The following is a 23,792-nucleotide window of genomic DNA, read 5'->3' as shown; positions in this document are numbered from 1 at the left end:
CGCCGCCTCAGCTCCCCGAACCCGGGCGCGAGCCACCGCGGTTCAGGCCGCTCAAGTCACCGGTGTCGACGAGCAGTTCACGGAACGCCGTCGCCACACTCTCGGGATACTCCATCATCGCCACATGACCCGCGTCGGGCAGCGTGAGCAGCCGCGAGTCGCGGAACGCGGCGGCCGCCCTGCGGGCCATGCGGAACGAGACGAGCAGATCGCGCCCGCCGTAGATGAGCAGGGTCGGCGCGAGCACCCGCTCCGCCTGCCGCCACAGTCCGTGCTGACCGCCCAGCGTGTACGCGTTCACGATGCCGCGCGCCGAGCGGCTCATCGCGTCCCAGAAATAAGGGAGTTGGAGCCTGCGCTCCATCTCGCGGACCGCCGCGCTGAAACCTTCCGGCGTGACCCTTCCGGGGTCGCCGTAACAGAGGCCCATGACGCCGCGCACCCGCTGCTCGGCCGTCCACTCCCTGGTCAGGCGGGTGAAGAGCGCGGCGACGCCCGGCACCGCCAGCAGCCCCGTCGGCACCGCCGTGCGCTGCACGCGCAGCTCCGGCAGGGCGGGCGAGACCAGCGTCAGTGTGCGGACCAGGTCGGGGCGGACCGCGGCGACGCGCGTCGTGATGGCGCCGCCCAGCGAGTTCCCGAAGAGGTGGACGGGGCCGCGGTCGCGCGCGTCGAGATAGCGGATGACCGCGCGGGCGTGCCCGGTGATGGAGTAGTCGCCGTCGTCCGGCGGCGGGGAGTCCCCGAACCCCGGCAGGTCGATCGCCTCGCAGTCGACGACGTCCGCCAGCTGCGGCATCAGGGCCGACCAGTTCTGCGAGGAGCCGCCGAGCCCGTGCACGTACAGCGCGGGGGGCAGTCCGGGGCCGGTCGAGGGCCGGGAACGCACGGTCAGCGAGAGGCCGGGCAGGGCCACCGAGTCGAGCCGCTCCCCCTCCGCGACCGCCACGGCACCCGGCTTGGGCGCGGCGGCGGAGGCCAGCAGGTTCGGCAGCTCGGTCGAAGACATGCGGCAATGTTACGAGACGATCACGCGGTAGTTCACGTGTTCGCCGTCACAGACCGCACACAGATCGCGTAGCGCCCCGCACGGGTCTCTTCTAGGCTCGAAACAGCTCGCCATGAAGAGTGATGGAAAGCGGGGGTACAGGGCACTCGCCCCATAAGCGCCACCACGTACCGCGAGGGAAGAGAGCCATCCATGAGTGTCGACCCCAGTGACCCCGAGACCTTCGAGACCTTCGAGGCGGACGAGAGCATGACCGAGCCCGATGTCGAGGCCCCGGAGGCCGACGCGGCGGAGCAGCAGACCGATCTCACCCCCCGCCGGGACGACCCCCTCGAAGACGTCGATCCGGGCGTCGCCAACGAAGCCGACGTGGCGGAACAGGCCCGCGTCGTGGACCTCGACGAGGACGACTACCGGTGAGAGAGCCCGGCAGCCGGCCGGGACGGTCCCGCCGGCTCGACCGTGTTTGCCCGGCTACGCACTGTTGGACAGGCCTTCTGCGGTCGTCCAGTCCGTGAAATTCTGCGTTCGCACCGCGCACATCACTGTTACCGAAAAGTACGATGGCGGCGCGGCGCTCACCGCACATCGGACCATTTGGGAGGCGGCGTGACAGCCATCGAGCAGACAGAGGCGGCGCGCCCGCGGGGCACACGGCTGCCGCGCCGTGCCCGACGCAACCAGCTCCTGGGGGCGGCCCAGGAAGTATTCGTCGCACAGGGTTACCACTCCGCGGCGATGGACGACATCGCCGAGCGCGCCGGCGTCAGCAAGCCCGTGCTCTACCAGCACTTCCCGGGCAAGCTCGACCTCTACCTCGCTCTGCTCGACCAGCACTGCGAGTCGCTCCTGCAGTCCGTGCGCACGGCGCTCGCGTCCACCACGGACAACAAGCTGCGCGTCGCCGCGACGATGGACGCCTATTTCGCGTACGTGGAGGACGAGGGCGGCGCGTTCCGCCTGGTCTTCGAGTCCGACCTGACGAACGAGGCGGCGGTGCGCGAGCGCGTGGACCGCGTCACGCTCCAGTGCGCGGAGGCGATCTGCGAGGTCATCGCGGAGGACACCGGCCTGCCCAGGGACGAGGCGATGCTCCTCGCCGTGGGCCTCGGCGGGTACTCCCAGGTCGTCGCCCGGTACTGGCTGGCCAGCGACAGCACGGTCCCCCGGGAGAAGGCGGTCCAGCTGATCACGTCGCTCGCCTGGCGCGGCATCGCCGGCTTCCCGCTGCACGGCACGGAAGGCCACTGAGCCCTCGCGCTTTTGTTCCCGTCCCGTGTTCGCTACCGGCGTGCACGGCCGCGGCCGTACCCGTCCCCTCACCGGGCTAATGTGTGCTGGGTACGGCGCGGACGGCCGCGCACAGACTGACCGTCGGAGGGACAAAGCCGTGGAGGTCAAGATCGGCGTGCAGTACGCGCCGCGCGAGATCGTGCTGGAGAGCGGCCAGAGCGCCGAGGAAGTCGAGACCGCGGTGTCCGAGGCGCTGACCGGCAAGTCGCCGCTGCTGAGCCTCGTGGACGACCACGGCCGCAAGGTCCTGGTTCCGGCCGACCGCCTCGCGTACGTGGAGCTGGGCGAGCCGACCGCGCGCAAGGTGGGATTCAGCGCCCTGTAGGACGCTTCTGGTGGATCTTCAGAGAACGGCCTGGCGGGTTCCACCGCCGGGCCGTTCTCGTGCGCTGTACGTGTGCTTCATACGCGTGTCGTACGTGGGGACCGCGGCGTCACCCGATCATGGAGGGTTGCATTCCGGCGGCCGGGGGTACACCGGCTACGACCGATTTGCACCTGGCCGCGAGGGAGGGCACCACCGTGATTCTGGAAGCACTCGGCTCCACATTGCTCGGCCTGGCGCTGGCCTGGGCCACCGCGCACCGCTTCGGCCACCGGCTGCCCGCGCGCAGCCTGGTCCTGTCCACAGGCCCCGCGGGCGCCTTGATCGGCGCCTTCATCACGCATATGGCGCTCGGCTCCGGCCACACCCCGGCGACGCTCCTGGGAGCGGCAGTGGTCTCGGTGGCTCTGTTGTCGCTCCTGCTCCGCCCCACCCGGAACCACCTGCGCCGCTCGGCGACGGCGTAGGAGCGCCCCGTCGAGCGGACCTAGGCCGCCAGGCCCAGCGCGGCCATCCGCTTGGTGTGCGCCTCGGTGATCCGCGAGAACATCCGCCCGACCTCGGCCAGGTCGAACCCGTCCGCCACGCCCCCGACCAGCATCGTCGACAGCGCGTCCCGGTCCGCGACCACCCGCTGCGACTGCGAGAGCGCCTCGCCCATCAGCCGCCGCGCCCACAGCGCGAGCCGCCCGCCCACGCGCGGGTCCGCCTCGATCGCGGCGCGCACCTTCTCCACGGCGAAGCTCGCGTGCCCGGTGTCGTCGAGCACGCCGAGCACGAGCTCCCGCGTATCGGAGTCGAGGCGGGCCGCGACCTCGCGGTAGAAGTCACTGGCGATCGAGTCGCCGACGTACGCCTTGACGAGGCCTTCCAGCCAGTCGGACGGCGCGGTCTGCCGGTGGAAGCCGTCGAGCGCGGCGACGAACGGCTCCATCGCCTCGGTCGGCTCCGCGCCGATCGCCGAGAGACGGTCCCGCAACTGCTCGAAATGGTGGAATTCCGCCGACGCCATCTTCGCCAGCTCCGCCTTGTCGCCGAGCGTCGGCGCCAGCTTCGCGTCCTCCGCGAGCCGCTCGAACGCCGCGAGCTCCCCGTAGGCGAGCGCGCCGAGCAGGTCCACGACCGCGGCGCGGTACTGGGGCTCGGCGGAAGCTTTCGCCCAGTCCTGGGCGGCGATCCCGGTGGGTTCGGCGGCGGATTCAGCGGCGGTGTCAGGCGTCTCCATGAAGCGCACAATAGCCCGCCTGCGGGAACGCGTAAGGCCCTGGTCAGTGACTGTGACGACGACCATGTGACGAATTCGCCGGACACACATGCGAGATTTAGCGGTACAGTGGTAATGCGCCCGCCGAATATTCGACGGGCCGTACGAATGAGGATGCCCGGTCGGTGGCCCGATCGGCTCCGACCCGACAGCCCTCCGGGCGGTGCGCACAGGATGCGTACGGCACGAGGAGGGAACCTCAGCGGTAAGAGCGCTCGAGCGCCGGCAGTGGTCCCGCGCCCCCGGCACGCCCCCAAGCGTCCGGCGGTAGTGGCACGGTCACGACCCCCTGCGTTCGCCTCACGCCGCGTCTCACAGAAGAGGCATAGCCCTGACTACGACTTTCCGAGAGCTCGGGATTCTTTCCGAGACAGCCGAAGCCCTTGAAGCCGTCGGCATCATCAACCCCTTCCCCATCCAGGAGATGACGCTCCCCGTCGCCCTTTCGGGCAAGGACGTCATCGGCCAGGCCAAGACCGGCACCGGCAAGACGCTCGGCTTCGGTCTGCCGATCCTCGAGCGCGTGACCGTCCCGGCCGACGTCGAGGCGGGCCGCGCCACTCCGGAGCAGCTGACCGAGGCGCCGCAGGCGCTCATCGTCGTCCCCACCCGCGAGCTCTGCCAGCAGGTGACGAACGACCTCCTGACCGCCGGCAAGGCGCGTAACGTCCGCGTGCTCGCCATATACGGCGGCCGTGCCTACGAGCCGCAGGTCGAGGCCCTCAAGAAGGGCGTCGACGTGATCGTCGGCACCCCCGGCCGGCTGCTCGACCTCGCGGGTCAGCGCAAGCTCGACCTCAAGCAGATCAAGTGCCTGGTCCTCGACGAGGCCGACGAGATGCTCGACCTGGGCTTCCTGCCCGACGTCGAGAAGATCATCAACATGCTTCCGGCGAAGCGCCAGACGATGCTGTTCTCGGCGACCATGCCGGGCGCCGTCATCGGCCTCGCCCGTCGTTACATGTCGCAGCCCACGCACATCCGTGCCACCGCGCCGGACGACGAGGGCCAGACCGTCGCCAACACGAAGCAGTTCGTGTACCGCGCGCACAACATGGACAAGCCCGAGATGGTCTCGCGCATCCTCCAGGCCGAGGGCCGCGGACTCGCGATGATCTTCTGCCGTACGAAGCGGACCGCCGCCGACATCGCCGAGCAGCTGGAGAAGCGCGGGTTCGCCTCGGGCGCCGTGCACGGTGACCTCGGCCAGGGCGCGCGCGAGCAGGCGCTGCGCGCGTTCCGCAACGGCAAGGTGGACGTGCTCGTCTGCACGGACGTCGCCGCGCGCGGCATCGACGTCGGTGGCGTCACGCACGTCATCAACTACCAGTCCCCCGAGGACGAGAAGACGTACCTGCACCGCATCGGCCGCACCGGCCGCGCGGGCGCCAAGGGCATCGCGATCACGCTGGTCGACTGGGACGACATCCCGCGCTGGCAGCTGATCAACAAGGCGCTCGACCTGGGCTTCAACGACCCGGTCGAGACGTACTCCAGCTCCCCGCACCTGTACGAGGAGATGAACATCCCGGCGGGCACGAAGGGTGTTCTGCCGCGTGGCGAGCGGACCCGCGCGGGTCTGGGCGCCGAGGAGATCGAGGACCTGGGCGAGACCGGTGGACGCGGCCGCGGTGGCCGTTCCGGCGGCGGTCGTACGCAGGATCGCGACCGTGACCGTGACCGTGGCAGGGACCGCGACCGCGACCGGGACCGTTCGGCCCCGGCGGCCGCCGAGGGCGAGCGCCCCGCGCGCACGCCGCGTCGTCGCCGTCGTACGCGCGGTGGCACCCCGCTCGACACGGCTACGACTGCGACCGCGACTGCTGCGGCCGCTCCGGTGGCCGAGGCCGCTCCGGCCACGGAGGTCGCCCCGGTAGCCGCCGAGGCGACCGAGCCGCGCACCCCGCGCCGCCGTCGGCGGACGCGTGCCGGTGCGGCGTCGGAGTCCCTGGCCACGGCCGAGGGCACGACGACGACCGAGACGGAGGTTCCCGCCCCGGCCCCGGTCGCCGAGACGGAGCCCCCGGCCACGAAGCCGCGCCGCCGCACCCGCAAGACCGCGGAGCCGACGCCCGCGGCCGAGACGGTCGTCCCTGAGACGATCGCCCCGGAGGCTGTCCTGCCCGAGACGGTCGCACCCGAGGCGGACAAGCCGAAGCGCCGCACGCGCAAGGCTGCGGAGAAGGCCCCCGAGGCCACGGAGGTCACCGCGCCGGAGGCCGAGGCCGAGAAGCCCAAGCGCCGTACCCGTAAGACGGCAGCCGAGAAGGTCGCCGAAGCGGCAGTGCCGGAGGCCGAGGCGGACAAGCCGAAGCGCCGCACCCGCAAGGCTGCGGAGCCGACTCCCGAGGCCGCTGAGGCCGCGGAAGCCGAGAAGCCCAAGCGCCGCACACGCAAGACGGCAGCCGAGAAGGTCGCCGAGGCAGCAGTGCCGGAGGCCGAAGCGGAGAAGTCGAAGCGCCGCACCCGCAAGGCTGCGGAGAAGGCCCCCGAGGCCACGGAGGTCACCGCGTCGGAGGCCGAGGCCGAGAAGCCGAAGCGCCGCACGCGCAAGACGGCGGCGGCCAAGGTCGCCGACACCGTCGAGACCGTCGAGGCCGGCATCCCCGCCCAGGCGACGGAGGAGCCCAAGCCCCGCCGTCGTACGCGCAAGGCCGCGACCACCGAGGTGGACGCGCCCGAGGCGGAGACCCCCGCCCCGCGCCGCCGCACGCGCAAGAAGGCAGAACCGGCAAAGACAGCGGAGAGCTGACGCACAGCCCTCCACACCGAAGGCCCGCCCCCCCCCACGGGAGGCGGGCCTTCGCACGTCGGCTCACCATGGGGTCCGCCCGTGTCCGTCGTGGGGCTGCGTCAGGGGGCGCCGACTGTGTGTGGGGCGCTCGGCGACGCAGGGGTCCGGCTCTTGGTGGGCCGCGTTAATCGGTACTGACTGTCGTCGGGAGTGGCGGCACGCGGTTGGACGCGGGCAGGGCGGGGGCACCCGGCAGCGCGCACAGCCCGGAGCTGGGCCAGAGGCTCGGCGGCGCAGGGGCCGGACAGCAAAGCCCCGGCCCAACCGGGGGGGCGACCCTCGTGGTGGGCAAGCCCCGCTACCCCGGCCCGCAACTGCCGGCACCTGCCCCGGAAGTCCGGGTCGGCGCCCCCGCAGCGCGTGCGAGGCCCGCACCGGGCCCGCGCCCGGCCGCAGGACCGAGCCCCGCCCTAAGCGGCACACTCGCTGTCGTCCCGTTCTGCGGACCCGTTAGCCTCGGCTCATGAGCAGGCCCCCGACCTTCGTACCGCCCCCGTGCGCGACCGCGCACGCCCTCCGTACCGAGCGTGGTGACTTCGCCGTGCTGGACGCGGTGCCTGCGGCGGGTGGCCGGTGCAGAGGGACCGTTCTCCTGCTGCCCGGCTTCACCGGCAGCAAGGAGGACTTCATCGCCCTCCTTGAGCCGCTGGCCGAGGCTGGCTACCGCGCGGTGGCCGTGGACGGTCGCGGCCAGTACGAGACGCCGGGGCCGGACGACGAATCGGCGTACGCCCAGGGCGAGTTGGCGCATGATGTCCTGGCCCAGGCGGCGGCGGTCCTGGCGGATGGCGAGGCTGGCGACTCCTCTTCCCGGCCTTCCACCCTGCACCTTCTCGGCCACTCCCTCGGTGGTCAGATCGCCCGGGCCGCCGCGCTGCTCGATCCCCGCCCTTTCGCCACCCTCACCCTCATGTCCTCGGGGCCCGCCGCGATCGCGCCTCTCCAGCAGGAGCGCGCCAAGATGCTGGCGGACGCCGTCGCCGCGCTGTCCATGGACGAGGTGTGGCAGGCCATGCAGGCCATGGAGCCGCCACCCCCGCAGGACGCGCAGACGGGGGACGAGGCGGGGGGCCAGCAGGGTGTCGACGGTCTCAGTGAGGCCTTGCGGGCTCGCTGGCTGTTGCACAGTCCCGCCCAGCTCGTCGCCACCGGCAGACAGCTCTCCACCGAACCGGACCGCGTCGCCGAGCTCGCCGCCCTGCCGCTGCCCAAGCACGTCATCTCGGGCGAGCGCGACGACACCTGGCCCGTCCCGCTCCTGGACGACATGGCCGAGCGCCTGGCGGCCCACCGCACGGTGATCCACGGCGCCGAGCACTCCCCCAACACCGACCGCCCCGAGGAGACGGCAGCCGCCCTGATCGACTTCTGGAACCGGTGCTGAGGGGACGGAAGAAGCAGGCCTCAGTACTGTGCCTGCAAGTGCTCCCAGAAACCGTCCCGCAGCGCCCTCCGCAGATCCGACTGGCCGCGCAGCGAGTACTGAAGCAGCCGCTCCGCCTCCACCAGGAGGTCCTGGTCCACCGAACCGGGCAGATAGGGGTGGCCGGGCAGCAGGCCCACCAGCGCCTCGCGGCCCCGCGCCCCGAGCCACTTCGCCGCGATCTGCGCGCCGACGAAGCGGACGTCGTCGCGGGAGGGGCGGTGCGCGGCGGCCCCCGCCTCGTACGGCGTGACGACGCGCCGTGTGACGTACGGCTTGAAGAAGTCGAGGTCGAACGTGCGCTGGCTGTCGACCTCCCACAGCAGCGCCTCCGCCTGATTGCGGCCGTCGGGTGCCTCGATGCCCCACAGGTGGACCCGTGCGCCGTACCCCTGCGCCGCCTCGACCGCCGAGACCAGGTCCTCGTCGCCGCCGATGAGCGCCGCGTCGCTGATGGCGCGGTGCCTGGCCAGTGACTCCAGGTCGCTCCGGATCAGGGAGTCGACGCCCTTCTGCTGGTTGTTGGCGTTGAGGTTGCCGAGCCTGACCTTGACGTCGGGCAGCTCGGCGATCGACTGCTGTTCGGCCGTGTGGATGCGGCGCCTCGCCCCGTCGTACCAGTAGACGCGGAGCAGCCTGCTGTCCGCGAAGATCGTGCGGGCCTTGTCGATGAGCGCCTCGATGAGACCCTCCGCGTCGACGTCGAAGGCCCGTCGGTCCTCGGTCGTTCCCGTGACGAGCCGGCCCGCGGCGGCGTACAGATACCCGGCGTCGACGAAGATCGCGTGCGTGGACGGGGTCTTCGCCACCTCGGCGAGCATGCGCTCGAGCAGGCCGTTGGTGCGCTCCAGCTGAGCGCTGATGTCAGCTGCACCGATGTCGGCTGCGCTGGTGTCCGGTGCGCTGGGGTCGGCGTCGTTCATATCGTTCCCAGTCTCCCGCCCGTCACGCTGCGAACACAACTGCTCTCGCTACTCGCAAGTAATTAGGTTCTCGAAAAATTTCTTTAGCGTAGGGAATGTTTGCACGAGGCAACTCGTTGTACCCGTCAGGAAGACACCGCAAGAACCCAGCAGTTCTCCTTGCAGGAGGATGACCAGACGAAGGGAGAAGCCCCTCATGCGCTTCGAAATCATGCGACTCGACGACGTCGACGGCACCGCCGTGGACAGCACCGTCGTGGACGCCGCCTCCGTCAATCGGATCGTGCAGCAGGCCGCAGCGATCGGCCAGCGCATCTACATCCGCCCGGCCGACACCTCGGCCTCGTAACGCAGACGTCGCAGGGCCCCCGTACGCAAGGTCGTACGGGGGCCCTTCGTGCGTCCGGTCAGCCGCGTCAGCCGCCCTTGATCACCTGCGTGACGCCGTTGATGATCTGCTGCACCGCGATCGCGGAGAGCATCATGCCCGCGAGCCGCGTCACGAGCACCACGCCGCCGTCCTTGATCACCCGGATGATCAGCAGCGAGTACCGCATCACCAGCCACAGCACCACGTGCATGGCCACGATCGCCGCCCAGACGGAGAGCTGCGTACCGACACTGTCCGCGTCCTGGACGGCCAGGATCACCGAGACGATCGCGCCGGGCCCCGCGAGCAGCGGCATGCCGAGCGGCACCAGCGCGACATTGACGTCCTTGGTCTGCTTCGGCTCGTCCGTCTTGCCGGTGAGCAGATCGAGCGCGATCAGGAGCAGCAGCAGCCCGCCCGCGATCATCAGCGCGGGGACGGAGACATGCAGGTAGTCGAGGATCTGGTGCCCCACGACGCCGAAGACCGCGATCACGCCGAAGGCGACGCACACGGCCTGGAAGGCCATCCGCTGCTGCACCTTGGCGGGGCGGCCCGCGGTCAGTCCGAGGAAGATCGGGGTGATGCCAGGGGGGTCCATAATCACGAAAAGCGTGAGAAAGAGGGATCCGAAAACGGCGACGTCGAACACAGTGATGGCCTTGCAGAGAGTCGTACGAAGGGGTGAGCGGTACACGCGCGCACGGCGACCACCACCACGGAACGGTGGAGTGGAAGCGGAACGCGGTGAAGAGAGGCGCGGAGCGCGGAGTAGTGCGCGGAGCGCGGAGTCGAGAGCGGTGGAATCGACCGCTACGCGGCCGGCTGTCCGCCCGCGCCCGGCACGGGGAACGCCCCCGTCGCCCGGCGCGTGATCTCGCCGTAGATCTCGGGGTCGGTCGTGAACTCCCCGAGCACACACGTCTTGCGGCTGCCGTGGTAGTCGCTGGACCCGGTGACCAGGAGGCCGAGCTCCCCCGCGAGCCCGCGCAGGCGGGTGCGGGTCTCGGGCGTGTGGTCCATGTGGTCGACCTCGATGCCGTCCAGGCCCGCGGCCGCCAGCTCGGCGATCACGGACTCGGAGACGATCCTGCCCCGCTTGCTGGCGCCGGGGTGCGCGAAGACGGTGACGCCGCCGGCCGCCTTGACCAGGCGGATCGCGTCGAACGGGTCGAGCTCGTGCTTGTCGGCGAACGCGCGGCCGCCGTCGGCGAGCCACTCGGGCGTGAAGGCGTCGGAGACGGTGGGCACGACGCCCAGCTCGACGAGCGCCTCGGCGATGTGCGGACGGCCGACCGAGCCGTCGCCCGCGATCCGCGCGACCTGCTCCCAGGTCACCGGCACGCCGAGCCCCTGGAGTTTGCCGATCATCTCCTTGGCGCGCGGCACCCGGTCGTCCCTGACCAGCTCGCACTCGCGGGCGAGCTCGGGCTCCTCGGGGTCGAAGAGGTAGGCCAGCATGTGCAGGCCCATGCCGTCGAGGTTGAAGGAGAGCTCGGCGCCGGTCACGAGGGTCAGCCCCGTCGGCAGCTCGCGCAGGGCCCGCTTGGCCTCGGCGTAGCCCCGGGTCGTGTCGTGGTCGGTCAGCGCGACGACGTCGAGACCGGCCGCTGCCGCGTTGCGGACCAGCTCGGCCGGGGTGTCCGTGCCGTCGGACGCGGTGGAGTGGGTGTGCAGATCGATGCGCACGACGCTGGCTCCAGTGCTCTGACGGGGCGGACGAGGGGAACGATGGGGACGCTCAAGGATAACGGGCGCGGGCCGCTTCTCGACCAGCTCCCGAAGAGGCGTCCCTCACGGCACGGCCACCACCCCTGCCCCTCCTCCCCCGCCCGCCGACGTCGCTCACGGCATGAGCAGCCGCGGCGACAGCGCCCCGCACGGCAGCAGATCCACTTCCGCGCCCGCGTCCCGCAGATCGGTGAGGACCAGCTCGTCGTACATCAGCAGCCCCGACTGCTCCGGCCACGCGATGGCCCACAGCCACAGCCCGCGCGCCTCGCCCGCGAAGACCGCGCGGTCGTCCGGCGTCCCCGAGACATGCCACAACGGCGTCGGCCGGCCGGCGGCGAGGACCTTGGTCTGGGGTGGCTTCTCGACGCTCATGTGGGCGCCCGGGTCGGGGCCGTCGATGCCCGCGTACCGCGCGCCGAGGCCGACGCCGAGCTCCTCGGCGACGAGCACCAGCTCGCCGACACCGCCGAGCGGCGCGGGACCGGAGCAGGCCACCGCCGTCGCACGGCCGCCGCTCCTGTCGTCACCCGCGCAGGCCACGCCCGTGAACAGCCAGCCGACCGGCAGGGGCCACGGCATCCACACCGGGACCTGCGCCCGGTGCACCACGACCTGGAGAGCCTCGACGCTGGGCGGGATCACGGGCTGCAGCGGGTGCACGGTGCCGTGCACATCGCACTGCCAGGAGTCGGCAAAGAGACCGGGAGCCCTGACCCGGCCACCACACTTCGGGCAACTGGGTTCGCCCCTCATAGCGCCCAACGGTCCTCCCCGGTCGCCGCTCCGTCAAGGACGATCACCCGTCCGGTGGCCCTGTCACCAGGCAAAATTAGATGTAGCTTGCATCAGTTAGTCTTGCTAACTTAATATGTGTATACATCAACGACCTCCGTCGGACACGGATACGACTCGGGCACGGATACGGCAGTGAAGGAGCGGCTGAATGAACAGCAGCACAGAGGGCCCCGCCGAAGGGGACCCGTTCGACGCCGGGGCGGGCAGCCTGCTCCGGCAGCCGAAGGCCGTGTGGGCGACGGCCGGCGCATCCGTCGTGGCCTTCATGGGCATCGGGCTCGTCGACCCGATCCTGCCCTCCATCGCCAAGGGCCTGGACGCGAGCGCCAGCCAGGTCTCCCTCCTCTTCACCTCGTACTTCCTGATCACCGCCGTCGCGATGCTGGTCACCGGCTTCGTCTCCAGCCGCATCGGCGGCAAGAAGACCCTGCTGCTCGGCCTCGCGCTCGTCGTGGTCTTCGCGGCCCTCTCCGGCACCTCGGGCTCGGTCGGTGAGCTCGTCGGATTCCGGGCGGGCTGGGGACTCGGCAACGCGCTCTTCGTGTCGACCGCCCTCGCCGTCATCGTCGGCGCCGCGGCCGGCGGCAGCGCCGCCGCGATCCTGCTGTACGAGTCGGCGCTCGGCCTCGGCATGGCGTGCGGACCTCTGGTCGGCGCGGTGCTCGGCGACGCCAGCTGGCGCTATCCGTTCTTCGGCACCGCGGCCCTGATGGCGATCGGCTTCCTCTGCATCACCGCGTTCCTCAAGGAACAGCCGAAGCCCGCACGGAAGACGTCCCTGCTCGACCCGGTCAAGGCGCTCGGCCACGGCGGACTCGCCTCCGCGGCCGCCTCCGCCTTCTTCTACAACTACACGTTCTTCACCGTGCTGGCCTTCACACCGTTCGTGCTGAACATGTCGCCGTACAAGTCGGGCGCGGTGTTCTTCGCCTGGGGCGTGCTGCTCGCGGTGTTCTCGGTGCTCGTCGCACCTCGACTGCAGGCGCGCTTCGGCTCGCTGAAGGTGCTCGGCGGCTCGCTGCTCCTGCTCGCCGCCGACGTGCTCGTACTCGGCTACGGCGACCACACCACGGCCATCGTCTGCACGATCCTGTCCGGCGCCTTCATCGGCGTGAACAACACCGTCTACACCGAGCTCGCCCTCGGGGTCTCCGACGCGCCGCGGCCGGTGGCCAGCGCCGGCTACAACTTCGTGCGGTGGTTCGCGGCCGCCGCCGCGCCCTTCTTCGCGCCGAAGATCGAGGAGTGGAGCGACATCCACATCCCGTTCGTGGTCGCGGCCGTCACCGCGGTGATCGGCGCGGGTGTGGTCTGGGTGCGCAGGGCCTCGCTCACCATTCCCCAAGCTCTCGGCTCCGCTCGAGCAGGGGATACCCCAACCGCCGAGGAGCTCGAGCCGCGGCACGCCACCGAGGACGGCGTCGGCGTCTTCGCCAACTGACCGCGCACATAACGGGCTTGTACGGGACTTCAGTCCAGCGGCACGGACTTGCGCAGCGGATCGCGCAGGTCCGTCCCGCTGTTCAGCCAGCGCTCCCGCAGCGCCGCCGCGCCGTGCACCCGCTTCCACGCCGCCTCGTTCGGCGTCATGGGGAGCAGCGGCAGGAACCGGACGGGCTCCATGGGGGCGTCGAGGTCGAGATCCTCGACGAGACCGCCGGGCTCCGCGACCAGCACCGAGGTGAACGGCGCGCCCGGCCACAGCGGTTCACCCACGTCCAGCGACGCGCCGGGCGCCACGATCAGCCCCTCCACCTGCGGCGAGGCGGCGAGGACCGCGAGCGGCCGCAGCACCTTGTCCGTGTCGGCGCGGCCCCCTCGTACCGACAACACCAGCTCGGCGCGCGGGCCCTTGACCGGATCGGCGAGCGCGGCGGTGGGGTCGGCCATCGGCTGGGCGGACATGCCGAGCGTGGCGTAGCGCAGCACGTCGCCGTCCGTGAACCGCAGCACTTCGAAGCGGTCCGTCCCGAGGAAGGTCACCGCGGCGCGCGCGTCCGGTTCTCCCAGGCCAGTACGGAGACGGGCCTCGACCAGCGCAAGAACATCAGCCATGACGCGAGCATAGAACTCGTCAGGGAACGGCAAAGCGGGGGCTTGACACTTCAGTCGGCTGATAGTGTTGGCCGCTGGCTCAGGGCAGCACGCAGAAGCGTCGCTTTCAGGCCCTGCAGACAGACACTGACTTTGCGCCACTGGCGTGAAGGGCGCATGGGACTTCCCTTACGGGGGACCGGCCGGAGGAGGTGGGGCTGCAATGGACCGAAGTCGACCGTGCAGTACCACCCGCTCTTCCGCCCGGTGATTTCCGCAGCTCGACAGCTGCGCAAGCACACACACGCATCGCGAGCACCGTTCGTGCCGTGTGCGACGGAAGAGCACTTCGTTCCCACCTGATCTGTCTGAGTTTCCTGATCTGTGTCAGTAGCGAAGCTGCCACCGCGACGGTGCGGTGCTCCCCGCTTTGTGGACGTGCCAAACATCTACGCAGTAGGACGTCCCCATTCCGGGCAGTTCCAACCGTCGCAGGCGGCCTCCTTCGAAGGAGCCTGCCCATGTCGATGATCCGCGACCTTCGTGCCGCCGTCCGCCCCTCGCTGCGCAAGGACGGCACCGCCTACCCCTCCTCCCCCGCGTCCTACGACACCTACGACGCGACCCGTGACGCCGCGTCGGCCGTCGTCGACTGCGCCGTCTACCGCGAAGGCCGGCGTCTGGAGTGCGCCGACGCCCTCAGCCCGCACGAGGCGATGCTGGAGGTGCGCCGCCGGGGCGGCTTCGCCTGGATCGGCCTGCACGAGCCGACCGAGGCCGAATTCGCCGGTATCGCCGCCGAGTTCGGGCTGCACCCGCTCGCCGTCGAGGACGCCGTCCACGCCCACCAGCGCCCCAAGCTGGAGCGGTACGACGACACGCTGTTCACCGTCTTCAAGACCATCCACTACGTGGAGCACGCCGAGCTCACCGCCACGAGCGAGGTCGTCGAGACCGGCGAGGTGATGTGCTTCACCGGCCGGGACTTCTTCATCACCGTCCGGCACGGCGGCCACGGCTCGCTGCGCGCCCTGCGGCGCCGCCTCCAGGAGGACCCCGAGCTGCTCGCCAAGGGCCCCTCGGCCGTCCTGCACACCATCGCCGACCACGTCGTCGACGGCTACATCGCGGTCGCCGACGCCATGCAGGACGACATCGACGACGTGGAGAGCGAGGTGTTCTCCGCGCCGAGCAAGGGCAAGGGCAGCTCGCGCGGCGTCGACGCCGGGCGGATCTACCAGCTCAAGCGCGAGGTCCTGGAGTTCAAGCGGGCCGTCTCACCGCTGCTGCGGCCCATGCTGCTGCTCAGCGAGCGGCCGATGCGGCTCGTCGACCCCGACATCCAGAAGTACTTCCGGGACGTCGCCGACCACCTCACGCGCGTCCAGGAACAGGTCATCGGCTTCGACGAGCTGCTCAACTCGATCCTCCAGGCCAACCTCGCGCAGGCCGCCGTCGCGCAGAACGAGGACATGCGCAAGATCACCTCGTGGGCGGCCATCATCGCCGTGCCGACGGCCGTCTGCGGGGTCTACGGCATGAACTTCGACCACATGCCGGAGCTGCGCTGGCGGTACGGCTACCCGATGGTGCTCGCCTTCATCGGCGGCGTCTGCTTCGCGATCCACCGGACCCTGAAGCGCAACGGCTGGCTGTGACCCCCACTCGGTAGGCTGCCGTCCATGACTGCTGACCCGCTGCTCGACCGCGCCCTCGTCGAGGAGGCCACCAAGAAGTCCGGCCTCATCTGGGTCCGGGGCGAGGGCTCGCCCGCCCGGGCGCTCTGGCATGTCTGGTACGAGGGTGCCGTGCACCTCGTCGGCGACGGGCCCGGCGAACAGCCGCTGCCCGGGCTCGTCGACGGGGGGCTCGCCGAGGTGACCGTGCGCAGCAAGGACAAGGGCGGGCGGGTCGTCGCCTGGACGGCGGACGTGCGCGAGCTGGCACCCGGCTCCGAGCAGTGGGAGGCCGCTGTCGGCGAGCTGAAGGGGAAGCGGTTGAACGCGCCGGACGCCGAGCGGATCACCGTGCGGTGGGGCGAGCAGTGCCGGGTCGTACGGCTCACTCCGCGTGAGGCGGTGACGGAGTTGCCCTCGGGGTCGCTGGCGGCCCCGCCTCTCCCTACGGGGGCTACAACGCGTGAGCCGTTGCCCGGGGGGGCTTCCTCGGCTGCTCTTCCGGCGCAAGCGCCGTTGAGGTTTCTGCGTCGCGCTGCCCTGCGGGTGCGTTGTGGTTGCTCGCGCAGTTCCCCGCGCCCCTGAGGCTTGCCCCTTCGGGGCTTGCCTCATCCGGGCTTGCCTCAGCCGGGCTTGCCTCAGCCGGGCCTCGTCAGGAGGTCGGGAGTTGCTTTCCGTAGTCGACCATTTCGTCCTTGCCCGGCTCCTGGAGCGGGAAGTCCTTGTTCCAGTCGGTGAGTTTGAGGGTGCCCGCGTGGCCGCCGCGCTCCAGGCGCAGGGGGTAGGGCTTGCCGTCCAGGGAGACGGACAGCGTGCCGCCCGCTCCCTCGTCGCCGGTGATCTTGATGCTGCGGAGCCGGCCCGTCGTACCGCGGTCGCCCTTGGCGAGCGTGCCGTGCAGCGTGAGCATGCCGTCGAGGAGCTTGTCCTTGTCCGTGAAGCCGCTCAGCTGCTGGTAGGCGGGGTCAGCCTCGGGAACCTTCACGTACTTGCCGTCGAGCTTGGCCGCGGCCGTCTCGTCGGCCTGCCCGGGCTTGCCGTCGGTCTTGCCGCTGTCGTGCGTCCAGAACTCCGACCCCGCCTTCAGGTAGAGCTCCTCGCCGATGCGCAGCAGCTGGAACGTCTGCCCCTTCGAGGTGACCGAGCCCGTGCCGCCCTCGCCCTTGAGGCGCATGTCGAGGGTGTACGTGTGGTTCTTGCTGACCACCGTGCCGGAGAGCCGCACCGCCGACGCCGCGTCGGCCGCCCGGCCCGCCTTGCCCTGGATCTTCGCGGCGGAGAGCTTCCCGACGCCGTTCGTGCCCGCGTCCGGGTCCTCACCGCTGCTGCAGCCCGTCAGGCTCGTGGCCGCCGCGACCAGGCCCGCGCACATCGCGCTCACGAAGGCTGTCCTGCGGGCGCGGCTGGCCAGGGGAAGTGCGGTCACAGGTGGCGCTGCCTCTCGTGCGGACGACCTCTACGGCTACGGCAGTACGGCAGCGTACCCGTGCCGGCCGAGTCGATCGGCGGCAGTCCTTCCGGACCCTCCACCGGGGCGTGTCCGACCGGGACGGGCTAGCCTGAAGCCCGTATTGACGGATGAACCAGCATGTAAACCCCGACCAGAAGGAGGCGCGCGCATGGCGGCAGGCGCCCCCAGGGTCTTCGTCTCGCACCTCTCCGGCATCCCCGTCTTCGACCCGAACGGCGACCAGGTGGGCCGGGTGCGCGACCTGGTGGCGATGCTCAGGGTCGCCAGACGGCCGCCCCGGCTGCTCGGCCTCGTCGTCGAGCTCGCCACCCGGCGTCACATCTTCCTGCCGATGACCCGCGTCACCGGCATCGAGTCGGGCCAGATCATCACCACCGGCGTACTGAACGTGCGGCGCTTCGAGCAGCGGCCCACCGAGCGGCTCGTCCTCGGCGAGATGCTGGACCGGCGGGTGCGGCTCATCGAGACGGGCGAGGAGGTCACCGTCCTCGACGTGTCGGTGCAGCAGCTCCCCGCCCGCCGCGACTGGGAGATCGACCGGGTCTTCGCCCGCAAGGGAAAGGGCGGAACGTTCCGCCGCAAGGGGGAGACCCTCACCGTCGACTGGTCCGCCGTCGACGGCTTCTCCGTGGAGGAGCACGGCCAGGGCGCCGAGACCCTCCTCGCCACCTTCGAACAGCTGCGCCCCGCCGACCTCGCCAACGTCCTGCACCACCTCACCCCCAAGCGCCGGGCCGAGGTCGCCGCGGCCCTCGACGACGACCGGCTCGCCGACGTCCTGGAAGAGCTGCCGGAGGACGACCAGATCGAGATCCTCGGCAAGCTCAAGGAGGAGCGCGCCGCCGACGTCCTGGAGGCCATGGACCCCGACGACGCCGCCGACCTCCTCGCCGAGCTGCCTGAGGACGACAAGGAACGGCTGCTCACCCTGATGCAGCCGGGCGACGCGGCCGACGTGCGGCGCCTGATGGCGTACGAGGAGCGCACGGCCGGCGGCATGATGACGACCGAGCCGATCGTGCTGCGGCCCGACGCGACGGTCGCCGACGCCCTCGCGCGCGTCCGCCAGCAGGACCTCTCCCCCGCGCTCGCCGCACAGGTGTACGTGTGCCGGCCGCCGGACGAGACGCCGACGGGCAAGTATCTGGGCACGGTGCACTTCCAGCGGCTGCTGCGCGACCCGCCGTACACCCTGGTCGGCTCGATCCTCGACGACGATCTGCTGCCGCTCGCGCCGGGCACCACGCTGCCGGTCGTCGCCGGGTACTTCGCGACGTACGACATGGTGGCGGCGCCCGTCGTCGACGAGGGCGGCTCGCTGCTCGGGGCGATCACCGTCGACGACGTACTCGACCACATGCTGCCGGAAGACTGGCGCGAGACGGAGTTCCACTTGGAGGAGGAAGAGGCGGACCATGGCAGCTGACCGCGAGCGCGAGAGCCGCGCCGAGTCGCGGAGCCCCCGATTCCGTCTCGACCAGCCGAGGAACCCGCGCCCGAGACTCCTGCCCGACTACGACCCGGAGGCCTTCGGACGGCTCTCGGAGCGGATCGCGCGGTTCCTGGGCACCGGCCGGTTCATCGTCTGGATGACGATCGTCATCATCATGTGGGTGGTGTGGAACGTCTCGGCCCCCGACCACCTGCGCTTCGACCAGTACCCGTTCATCTTCCTCACCCTGATGCTGTCGCTGCAGGCGTCGTACGCGGCCCCGCTGATCCTCCTCGCGCAGAACCGTCAGGACGACCGCGACCGCGTCAATCTGGAGCAGGACCGCAAGCAGAACGAGCGGTCCATCGCGGACACCGAGTACCTCACGCGCGAGATCGCCTCGCTGCGCATGGGGCTCGGCGAGGTGGCGACCCGCGACTGGATCCGCTCCGAGCTCCAGGACCTGGTCAAGGAGTTGGAGGAGCACCGCGCGGTATTCCCGGCGGACGGCTCGCGCCGGAGTGATGTAGGCGACCGCTGACAGACCTTTCCGAGGCGGGGTTACCGCGCCGTACTATCGGTCCTATGGCTACGGAAGACGCGGTGCGTGAAGCACTGGCGACGGTGAACGACCCCGAGATCCAGCGACCCATCACCGAGTTGGGAATGGTCAAATCGGTGGATATCTCCGCCGATGGGGCAGTAGCGGTCACCGTGTACCTGACGGTCTCCGGCTGCCCGATGCGCGAGACCATCACGAAGAACGTGACCGACGCGGTCGCGGCCGTCGACGGCGTCACGCGCGTCGACGTGACGCTGGACGTGATGAGCGACGAGCAGCGCAAGGAGCTGGCGGCCGCGCTGCGCGGCGGCACCGCCGAGCGCGAGGTGCCCTTCGCCAAGCCCGGCTCCCTGACCCGGGTCTATGCCGTCGCGTCCGGCAAGGGCGGCGTCGGCAAGTCGTCGGTGACGGTGAACCTCGCGGCCGCGATGGCCGCGGACGGCCTGAAGGTCGGTGTCGTCGACGCCGACATCTACGGCCACTCCGTGCCGCGCATGCTGGGCGCCGACGGCAAGCCCACCCAGGTCGAGAACATGATCATGCCGCCGTCCGCGCACGGCGTGAAGGTCATCTCCATCGGCATGTTCACGCCGGGCAACGCGCCGGTCGTGTGGCGCGGCCCGATGCTGCACCGCGCGCTCCAGCAGTTCCTCGCGGACGTCTTCTGGGGCGACCTCGACGTGCTGCTGCTCGACCTGCCGCCGGGCACGGGTGACATCGCGATCTCCGTGGCGCAGTTGGTGCCGAACGCCGAGATCCTGGTCGTGACGACGCCTCAGCAGGCAGCGGCCGAGGTCGCCGAGCGCGCCGGCTCCATCGCCGTGCAGACCCACCAGAAGATCGTCGGCGTCGTCGAGAACATGTCGGGGCTGCCCTGCCCGCACTGCGACGAGATGGTCGACGTGTTCGGCACGGGCGGCGGCCAGAAGGTCGCCGAGGGCCTCACGAAGACGACGGGCGCGACGGTGCCCGTCCTCGGCTCGATCCCGATCGACGTCCGCCTGCGCGAGGGCGGCGACGAGGGCAAGCCGGTCGTCCTGACCGACCCGGAGTCCCCCGCGGGCGCGGCGCTGCGCGCCATCGCGGGCAAGCTGGGCGGCCGCCAGCGCGGCCTGTCGGGCATGTCCCTGGGCATCACACCGCGCAACAAGTTCTGAGCACGCGCTGAGAGGGCCGCCCCGTGAGGGGCGCGCCCTCCAGGGGCGGGCTTTCTAGGCGTACGCTCCGATGTCCTTGATGACCGAGAAGCCCAGCCCGTACGCGCTCATGCCGCGTCCGTACGCGCCCAGGTGGACGCCCTCCTTCGTGGAGCCCGCGAGGACCCAGCCGTACTCCGACTCGCGGTAGTGGAACGGCGTCGGCACCCCGTCCACCGGGAGCGACAGCGACGACCAGTCGTCGCCCTCCAGGTCGTCGGCGAGGAACCAGGCCGTCTCCGTCTGCTGGTCCAGCCAGTCGTCGCGCAGCGTGTGGTCCATCTGGGGCGGCCAGGTGAAGGACAGCAGGCCCACCCCGGCGAGCCAGGCCGCCGAGGAGACCGACGTGGCCTCCAGGACACCCGTGCCGTCCGCGCTGCGCCGCACCGGGTTGGCCGCGACGGTCACCACGACCGCGAAGCGCTCCTTGTCGCTGTTGCCGAGGGTGCCCTCGGCGCGGACCGACGGCTCGTCACCGTGTCCGATCGAACCGTGCTCCACGGCACCGTCCGCCGACGCGCCGACCTGCATCAGCCAGCGCTGCCCCGTGTAGGCCTCGTCGAGGCCGTACCAGGGAAAGGGCGCCAGCAGGTAGCCGTCGACCGTGCGCCGGGCGGAGGGCACCGCTTGTGCGGCGCCGTCCGCGGTCTGCACCTGTGCGCCTACCCGACTTGTCGTCTCCATGTACCCGGCCGCCTCCTCGCTCTCGGGTGTCCGGAGCGGCCCGCCCCCCTCGGGCGTCCTCACGCCGGACAACAAGGCAGGATAGCCACACCCGTTGGCGGCGGCAGTTCAGGAGAGGGCTCAGGTGGCGTCCGCGTCGAACGGCGGGCGGTCGCCGGCGTCGAGCTTCTCGGCCTCCGCGGGCTTCTTCTGCATGTCGACGCGGGCTCCGCCACCCGAGGCGGCCGCCGCGGTCGCCGGGGCCGTCGAGCCGCCGTCCGAGGAGTCGCTGTCGCGGCCGTGCACGGCGTCCGCGACCTCGTTCATCTCCTTCTTCAGGTCGAAGCCGTTACGGATTTCCTTGAGCCCGAGCTCGTCGTTGTCGAGCTGCTTGCGGATGAACTTCTTCGGGTTCAGGTCGTCGAACTCGAAGTCCTTGAACTCCGGGCCCAGCTCCTCGCGGATGTCCGCCTTCGCGCTGTCGGAGAACTCGCGGATCTTGCGGATCGTGCGGGAGATGTCCTGGATGACCTTCGGCAGCTTGTCCGGACCGAAGATGAGCACGGCGAGGACGACCAGCGCCACTATCTCGAGTGCGCCAATGTCATTGAACACCTAGAGCTCCTTGCGATGTCCTCCGTGGTCTGGACCGTGCCCACGGTACCCGGCGCGGATGTCCGTCCGGTAGCCGCTGCACGACAACGCGGACCACCGTGGCCAGTCCTTTACTCAGCCGCTGGCGGCCGAGCCGAGCACCAGGGTCACCTCGCGGTCGTCGCCGCCGCGCTCGACCGTCAGCCGCAGGCTGTCCTTCGGGCGGTGCGCGCGGACCTTGACGATCAGCTCGTCGCTGGAGTGCACGGCACGGCCGTCGACCTCGGTGATGATGTCACCCGGCCGGAGGCCGGCCCGGTCGCCGGGACCGTCTTCGTTGACCGACGGGCCGCCGTTCTTGCCCTTGTCGGCGATGCGGGCGCCGTCGCCGTTGAACCGGGTGTCGAGCGTGACGCCGATCACGGGGTGCGTCGCCTTGCCGAAGTTGATCAGCTCTTCGGCGACGCGCTTGCCCTGGTTGATCGGGATGGCGAAGCCGAGGCCGATGGAGCCGGCCTGGCCCCGGTCCGGGTCGTCGCCGCCGCTCGCGGATCGTATGGCGCTGTTGATGCCGATGACGCGGGCCTTGGAGTCGACGAGGGGGCCGCCGGAGTTGCCGGGGTTGATGGGCGCGTCGGTCTGCAGGGCGTCGACGTACGAGATATCGCTCCCGTCGCCCTTCTCGCCGCCGGCGGTGATGGGCCGCTCCTTGGCGCTGATGATCCCGGAGGTGACGGTGTTCTCCAAGTCGAAGGGGGCGCCGATGGCGACGACGGGGTCGCCGACCTGGACGTTCTCCGAGTTGCCGAGGGTCAGGGGGCGCAGGCCGCGGACGCCGGACACCTTGACGACCGCGAGGTCGTAGCCGGAGTCGCGGCCGATCACCTCGGCCTTGGCGGTCTCGCCGCCGCTGAACGTGACCGACACCTCGCCGCCGGTGCCCGCGGGCTCCACGACGTGGTTGTTGGTGAGGATGTGGCCCTTGCCGTCGAGGACGAAGCCGGTGCCTGTGCCCTGTGCGGAGTCGCCGCTGACGTGCAGGGTCACGACGCCGGGCAGGGCGGCAGAGGCGATGCCCGCGACGCTGCCCTTGGGCCGGTCCTTGGACTCGTCGGCGTCCGGCTGCCGGAGCTCGACGTCACCCGTGCCGTTCCGCTCCAGATACGCGCCGGTCGCACCGCCGATGAGCCCCGACACGAGAGCGATGAGCGCCACCCCGACGAGCAACACCCGCCGCCCCCGCTTCTCCCGCTTCTCCCGCGTCTCCGGAGGCAACGACCCGATCTGCTGCAACGGCACATTCCAGGGGTCGTACGCCGACCGGGCCTCCCCCTGCACCGGGACCGGGGAGGACCCGTTGTACGGATCCGGGGCCGGGGCGGCACCGGGGGTGCCGTGCGGAGGGGTCGTCCCGCCGTGATGTGGACCCGCGCCTGCGGTGCCGTGAGGGGGCGTCCCGTGGGCGGGCGTGCCGTGCGGAGGGGTCCCGCCGTGGTGGGGCCCCGAGCTTGCTGCGGTGCCGTGAGGGGGCGTCCCGTGGGCGGGCGTGCCGTGCGGAGGGGTCCCGCCGTGGAGCGGCCCCGGCCCTGCGGTGCCGTGGGCAGGTGCTCCGTAGGCGGGCGTGCCGCCCTGCGGGCCCGTGGGGAACGGGGTGCCGTGGGCCGGGGTCACTGCGGGGTGCTGCACCGGAGGCGCGGGCGCCCAGGGACCGGGCTCGCCGTAGGGAGGAGTGCTGTACGGATCCGGATCGTGCAACGGCCGAGGCCGATCCCCAGCGTCCCCTCCCTGACCGCCCACACCCACACCCTGCTCCCCCGAACCCGCCACCGAGTACGAATCATCACCAACCGATATGGACTCCCCACCCACGGAGCCATGCGCCCCGGAAGCGGAGTGCGCCTGCACCGGGCTGCCCTCACCCGTGACGGACGAGACCTCGCCGGGCTGCCCCGAGGCGTCCGAACCCTGCGCCGGAACACCGGGCTCGGTCGGCATTGCGCCGTGCGGAGCCGCGGCGGTGGGCACCTGGTGCGGGGCCGGGGCCTCCACGGACTGCCCCGGGACCATCGCACCCTGCGCGGACGTGTCCGGCCCCTGCGTCGGAGCACCGGAGTCGGTCGACCTCGGGGGCTGTTGGGCCGAGGCCTCCACGGGCCCTCCCGGGACGAGCGCGCCCTGCGCGGAAGCGTCGGTGCCTTGCATCGGGACACCGGGCGCATCCGACATGGCACCGT

At 71.0% G+C, this 23,792-nt stretch carries 23 protein-coding genes and 1 pseudogene; 13 read left to right on the top strand and 11 right to left on the bottom strand.

All coding sequences use genetic code 11. From position 1 onward, the window contains the following. Positions 1–7 precede the first annotated feature (7 nt). Positions 8–1,009 carry an alpha/beta fold hydrolase gene (locus tag ACZ56E_RS09225; protein WP_471212614.1) on the bottom strand — a complete coding sequence of 334 codons (1,002 nt, stop codon included), beginning with the start codon at positions 1,007–1,009 and terminating at the stop codon, positions 8–10. 192 nt (positions 1,010–1,201) lie between these two features. On the opposite strand from ACZ56E_RS09225, the gene ACZ56E_RS09220 reads away from it, so the two are divergent. From ACZ56E_RS09220 to ACZ56E_RS09205, 4 genes are all read left to right on the top strand, one after another. Then, entirely contained in the window at positions 1,202–1,429 is a 228-nt protein-coding gene (locus tag ACZ56E_RS09220; protein ID WP_471212611.1) for a hypothetical protein, read from the top strand. Between the two features lie 189 nt (positions 1,430–1,618). Beyond that, complete coding sequence (locus ACZ56E_RS09215) at positions 1,619–2,260, top strand: TetR/AcrR family transcriptional regulator (protein ID WP_362999487.1); 642 nt, start codon at positions 1,619–1,621, stop codon at positions 2,258–2,260. A gap of 139 nt (positions 2,261–2,399) precedes the next feature. Further along, complete coding sequence (locus tag ACZ56E_RS09210; RefSeq protein WP_358590202.1) at positions 2,400–2,627, top strand: DUF3107 domain-containing protein; 228 nt, start codon at positions 2,400–2,402, stop codon at positions 2,625–2,627. Positions 2,628–2,824: 197 nt separating this feature from the next. Continuing rightward, positions 2,825–3,094: a hypothetical protein gene (locus ACZ56E_RS09205; protein ID WP_471212608.1), complete on the top strand. Its 270-nt coding sequence runs from the start codon at positions 2,825–2,827 to the stop codon at positions 3,092–3,094. Positions 3,095–3,114: 20 nt separating this feature from the next. Here the strand turns inward: ACZ56E_RS09205 and ACZ56E_RS09200 are convergent, their stop codons facing one another. Next, positions 3,115–3,852: a ferritin-like fold-containing protein gene (locus ACZ56E_RS09200; protein ID WP_398300916.1), complete on the bottom strand. Its 738-nt coding sequence runs from the start codon at positions 3,850–3,852 to the stop codon at positions 3,115–3,117. A 463-nt stretch (positions 3,853–4,315) separates the two neighbouring features. On the opposite strand from ACZ56E_RS09200, the gene ACZ56E_RS09195 reads away from it, so the two are divergent. Together ACZ56E_RS09195 and ACZ56E_RS09190 are read left to right on the top strand one after the other, a co-directional pair. Then, positions 4,316–6,643 carry a DEAD/DEAH box helicase gene (locus ACZ56E_RS09195; protein WP_471212604.1) on the top strand — a complete coding sequence of 776 codons (2,328 nt, stop codon included), beginning with the start codon at positions 4,316–4,318 and terminating at the stop codon, positions 6,641–6,643. A gap of 505 nt (positions 6,644–7,148) precedes the next feature. After that, complete coding sequence (locus tag ACZ56E_RS09190; protein WP_471212602.1) at positions 7,149–8,069, top strand: alpha/beta fold hydrolase; 921 nt, start codon at positions 7,149–7,151, stop codon at positions 8,067–8,069. 20 nt (positions 8,070–8,089) lie between these two features. Here the strand turns inward: ACZ56E_RS09190 and ACZ56E_RS09185 are convergent, their stop codons facing one another. Then, positions 8,090–9,031: an NYN domain-containing protein gene (locus ACZ56E_RS09185; protein WP_471212598.1), complete on the bottom strand. Its 942-nt coding sequence runs from the start codon at positions 9,029–9,031 to the stop codon at positions 8,090–8,092. A 196-nt stretch (positions 9,032–9,227) separates the two neighbouring features. On the opposite strand from ACZ56E_RS09185, the gene ACZ56E_RS09180 reads away from it, so the two are divergent. Then, positions 9,228–9,380, top strand: a complete 153-nt coding sequence (locus tag ACZ56E_RS09180) for a hypothetical protein (RefSeq protein ID WP_167359504.1) — start codon at positions 9,228–9,230, stop codon at positions 9,378–9,380. A gap of 67 nt (positions 9,381–9,447) precedes the next feature. Here ACZ56E_RS09180 and ACZ56E_RS09175 read toward each other — a convergent pair whose 3' ends face one another. The 3 genes from ACZ56E_RS09175 to ACZ56E_RS09165 all read right to left on the bottom strand — a co-directional run bounded on the left by ACZ56E_RS09175 (position 9,448) and on the right by ACZ56E_RS09165 (position 11,888). Further along, entirely contained in the window at positions 9,448–10,053 is a 606-nt protein-coding gene (locus ACZ56E_RS09175; protein WP_471213137.1) for a MarC family protein, read from the bottom strand. A 161-nt stretch (positions 10,054–10,214) separates the two neighbouring features. Next, on the bottom strand, positions 10,215–11,090 hold the full coding sequence (locus tag ACZ56E_RS09170; RefSeq protein ID WP_468609143.1) for a PHP domain-containing protein: 876 nt from the start codon (positions 11,088–11,090) through the stop codon (positions 10,215–10,217). A 156-nt stretch (positions 11,091–11,246) separates the two neighbouring features. Then, positions 11,247–11,888 (bottom strand): DUF6758 family protein, encoded by a 642-nt coding sequence (locus tag ACZ56E_RS09165; RefSeq protein ID WP_468609145.1) that lies wholly within the window; start codon positions 11,886–11,888, stop codon positions 11,247–11,249. Positions 11,889–12,078: 190 nt separating this feature from the next. Between ACZ56E_RS09165 and ACZ56E_RS09160 the strand changes: the two genes are divergently transcribed. After that, on the top strand, positions 12,079–13,371 hold the full coding sequence (locus ACZ56E_RS09160; RefSeq protein WP_471212595.1) for an MFS transporter: 1,293 nt from the start codon (positions 12,079–12,081) through the stop codon (positions 13,369–13,371). 29 nt (positions 13,372–13,400) lie between these two features. Here the strand turns inward: ACZ56E_RS09160 and ACZ56E_RS09155 are convergent, their stop codons facing one another. Continuing rightward, the gene (locus ACZ56E_RS09155) at positions 13,401–13,985 is read right to left on the bottom strand and encodes a suppressor of fused domain protein (protein WP_468609149.1); all 585 of its coding nucleotides are present in this window, start codon (positions 13,983–13,985) and stop codon (positions 13,401–13,403) included. A gap of 500 nt (positions 13,986–14,485) precedes the next feature. On the opposite strand from ACZ56E_RS09155, the gene ACZ56E_RS09150 reads away from it, so the two are divergent. Both ACZ56E_RS09150 and ACZ56E_RS09145 read left to right on the top strand, forming a co-directional pair. After that, positions 14,486–15,622 (top strand): magnesium and cobalt transport protein CorA, encoded by a 1,137-nt coding sequence (locus tag ACZ56E_RS09150; RefSeq protein ID WP_468609151.1) that lies wholly within the window; start codon positions 14,486–14,488, stop codon positions 15,620–15,622. A gap of 24 nt (positions 15,623–15,646) precedes the next feature. Continuing rightward, positions 15,647–16,160 (top strand): annotated as a pseudogene (locus ACZ56E_RS09145) (hypothetical protein). A 132-nt stretch (positions 16,161–16,292) separates the two neighbouring features. Here ACZ56E_RS09145 and ACZ56E_RS09140 read toward each other — a convergent pair. Further along, positions 16,293–17,066 carry a hypothetical protein gene (locus tag ACZ56E_RS09140; RefSeq protein ID WP_471212592.1) on the bottom strand — a complete coding sequence of 258 codons (774 nt, stop codon included), beginning with the start codon at positions 17,064–17,066 and terminating at the stop codon, positions 16,293–16,295. 193 nt (positions 17,067–17,259) lie between these two features. Here ACZ56E_RS09140 and ACZ56E_RS09135 point away from each other — a divergent pair, with 193 nt between their 5' ends. From ACZ56E_RS09135 to ACZ56E_RS09125, 3 genes are read left to right on the top strand one after another with little or no spacing between them, the layout of a single operon-like run. Next, positions 17,260–18,537: a magnesium transporter MgtE N-terminal domain-containing protein gene (locus ACZ56E_RS09135; protein ID WP_471212591.1), complete on the top strand. Its 1,278-nt coding sequence runs from the start codon at positions 17,260–17,262 to the stop codon at positions 18,535–18,537. Further along, complete coding sequence (locus ACZ56E_RS09130; RefSeq protein ID WP_468609159.1) at positions 18,527–19,084, top strand: DUF1003 domain-containing protein; 558 nt, start codon at positions 18,527–18,529, stop codon at positions 19,082–19,084. The genes ACZ56E_RS09135 and ACZ56E_RS09130 overlap by 11 nt, the downstream gene beginning before the upstream one ends. Positions 19,085–19,128: 44 nt before the next feature. Continuing rightward, a complete protein-coding gene (locus ACZ56E_RS09125) occupies positions 19,129–20,262 on the top strand; it encodes an Mrp/NBP35 family ATP-binding protein (protein ID WP_471212589.1) in 1,134 nt (377 codons plus the stop codon). A 54-nt stretch (positions 20,263–20,316) separates the two neighbouring features. On the opposite strand, the gene ACZ56E_RS09120 is transcribed toward ACZ56E_RS09125, so the two are convergent. The 3 genes from ACZ56E_RS09120 to ACZ56E_RS09110 all read right to left on the bottom strand — a co-directional run bounded on the left by ACZ56E_RS09120 (position 20,317) and on the right by ACZ56E_RS09110 (position 23,625). Then, positions 20,317–20,985 carry a hypothetical protein gene (locus tag ACZ56E_RS09120; RefSeq protein ID WP_468609161.1) on the bottom strand — a complete coding sequence of 223 codons (669 nt, stop codon included), beginning with the start codon at positions 20,983–20,985 and terminating at the stop codon, positions 20,317–20,319. A 120-nt stretch (positions 20,986–21,105) separates the two neighbouring features. Next, positions 21,106–21,579 (bottom strand): sec-independent translocase, encoded by a 474-nt coding sequence (locus ACZ56E_RS09115; RefSeq protein ID WP_471212586.1) that lies wholly within the window; start codon positions 21,577–21,579, stop codon positions 21,106–21,108. A 114-nt stretch (positions 21,580–21,693) separates the two neighbouring features. Further along, positions 21,694–23,625 (bottom strand): S1C family serine protease, encoded by a 1,932-nt coding sequence (locus tag ACZ56E_RS09110; RefSeq protein WP_471213134.1) that lies wholly within the window; start codon positions 23,623–23,625, stop codon positions 21,694–21,696. Positions 23,626–23,792: the final 167 nt, after the last annotated feature.

Source organism: Streptomyces sp. NPDC039480, from assembly GCF_055597165.1.
The sequence above is the reverse complement of the archived record's forward strand: the minus strand, read 5'-3'. Positions and strand labels throughout refer to the sequence as shown.

What these genes read in the sequence shown, in the direction of transcription:
- ACZ56E_RS09225 (WP_471212614.1), bottom strand. Translation starts at nt 1,009, where the DNA reads ATGTCTTCGACCGAGCTGCCGAACCTGCTGGCCTCCGCCGCCGCGCCC.
- ACZ56E_RS09220 (WP_471212611.1), top strand. Translation starts at nt 1,202, where the DNA reads ATGAGTGTCGACCCCAGTGACCCCGAGACCTTCGAGACCTTCGAGGCG.
- ACZ56E_RS09200 (WP_398300916.1), bottom strand. Translation starts at nt 3,852, where the DNA reads ATGGAGACGCCTGACACCGCCGCTGAATCCGCCGCCGAACCCACCGGG.
- ACZ56E_RS09195 (WP_471212604.1), top strand. Translation starts at nt 4,316, where the DNA reads ATGACGCTCCCCGTCGCCCTTTCGGGCAAGGACGTCATCGGCCAGGCC.
- ACZ56E_RS09190 (WP_471212602.1), top strand. Translation starts at nt 7,149, where the DNA reads ATGAGCAGGCCCCCGACCTTCGTACCGCCCCCGTGCGCGACCGCGCAC.
- ACZ56E_RS09185 (WP_471212598.1), bottom strand. Translation starts at nt 9,031, where the DNA reads ATGAACGACGCCGACCCCAGCGCACCGGACACCAGCGCAGCCGACATC.
- ACZ56E_RS09180 (WP_167359504.1), top strand. Translation starts at nt 9,228, where the DNA reads ATGCGCTTCGAAATCATGCGACTCGACGACGTCGACGGCACCGCCGTG.
- ACZ56E_RS09165 (WP_468609145.1), bottom strand. Translation starts at nt 11,888, where the DNA reads ATGAGGGGCGAACCCAGTTGCCCGAAGTGTGGTGGCCGGGTCAGGGCT.
- ACZ56E_RS09160 (WP_471212595.1), top strand. Translation starts at nt 12,079, where the DNA reads ATGAACAGCAGCACAGAGGGCCCCGCCGAAGGGGACCCGTTCGACGCC.
- ACZ56E_RS09155 (WP_468609149.1), bottom strand. Translation starts at nt 13,985, where the DNA reads ATGGCTGATGTTCTTGCGCTGGTCGAGGCCCGTCTCCGTACTGGCCTG.
- ACZ56E_RS09150 (WP_468609151.1), top strand. Translation starts at nt 14,486, where the DNA reads ATGTCGATGATCCGCGACCTTCGTGCCGCCGTCCGCCCCTCGCTGCGC.
- ACZ56E_RS09135 (WP_471212591.1), top strand. Translation starts at nt 17,260, where the DNA reads ATGGCGGCAGGCGCCCCCAGGGTCTTCGTCTCGCACCTCTCCGGCATC.
- ACZ56E_RS09130 (WP_468609159.1), top strand. Translation starts at nt 18,527, where the DNA reads ATGGCAGCTGACCGCGAGCGCGAGAGCCGCGCCGAGTCGCGGAGCCCC.
- ACZ56E_RS09125 (WP_471212589.1), top strand. Translation starts at nt 19,129, where the DNA reads ATGGCTACGGAAGACGCGGTGCGTGAAGCACTGGCGACGGTGAACGAC.
- ACZ56E_RS09120 (WP_468609161.1), bottom strand. Translation starts at nt 20,985, where the DNA reads ATGGAGACGACAAGTCGGGTAGGCGCACAGGTGCAGACCGCGGACGGC.
- ACZ56E_RS09110 (WP_471213134.1), bottom strand. Translation starts at nt 23,625, where the DNA reads ATGGTCCCGGGGCAGTCCGTGGAGGCCCCGGCCCCGCACCAGGTGCCC.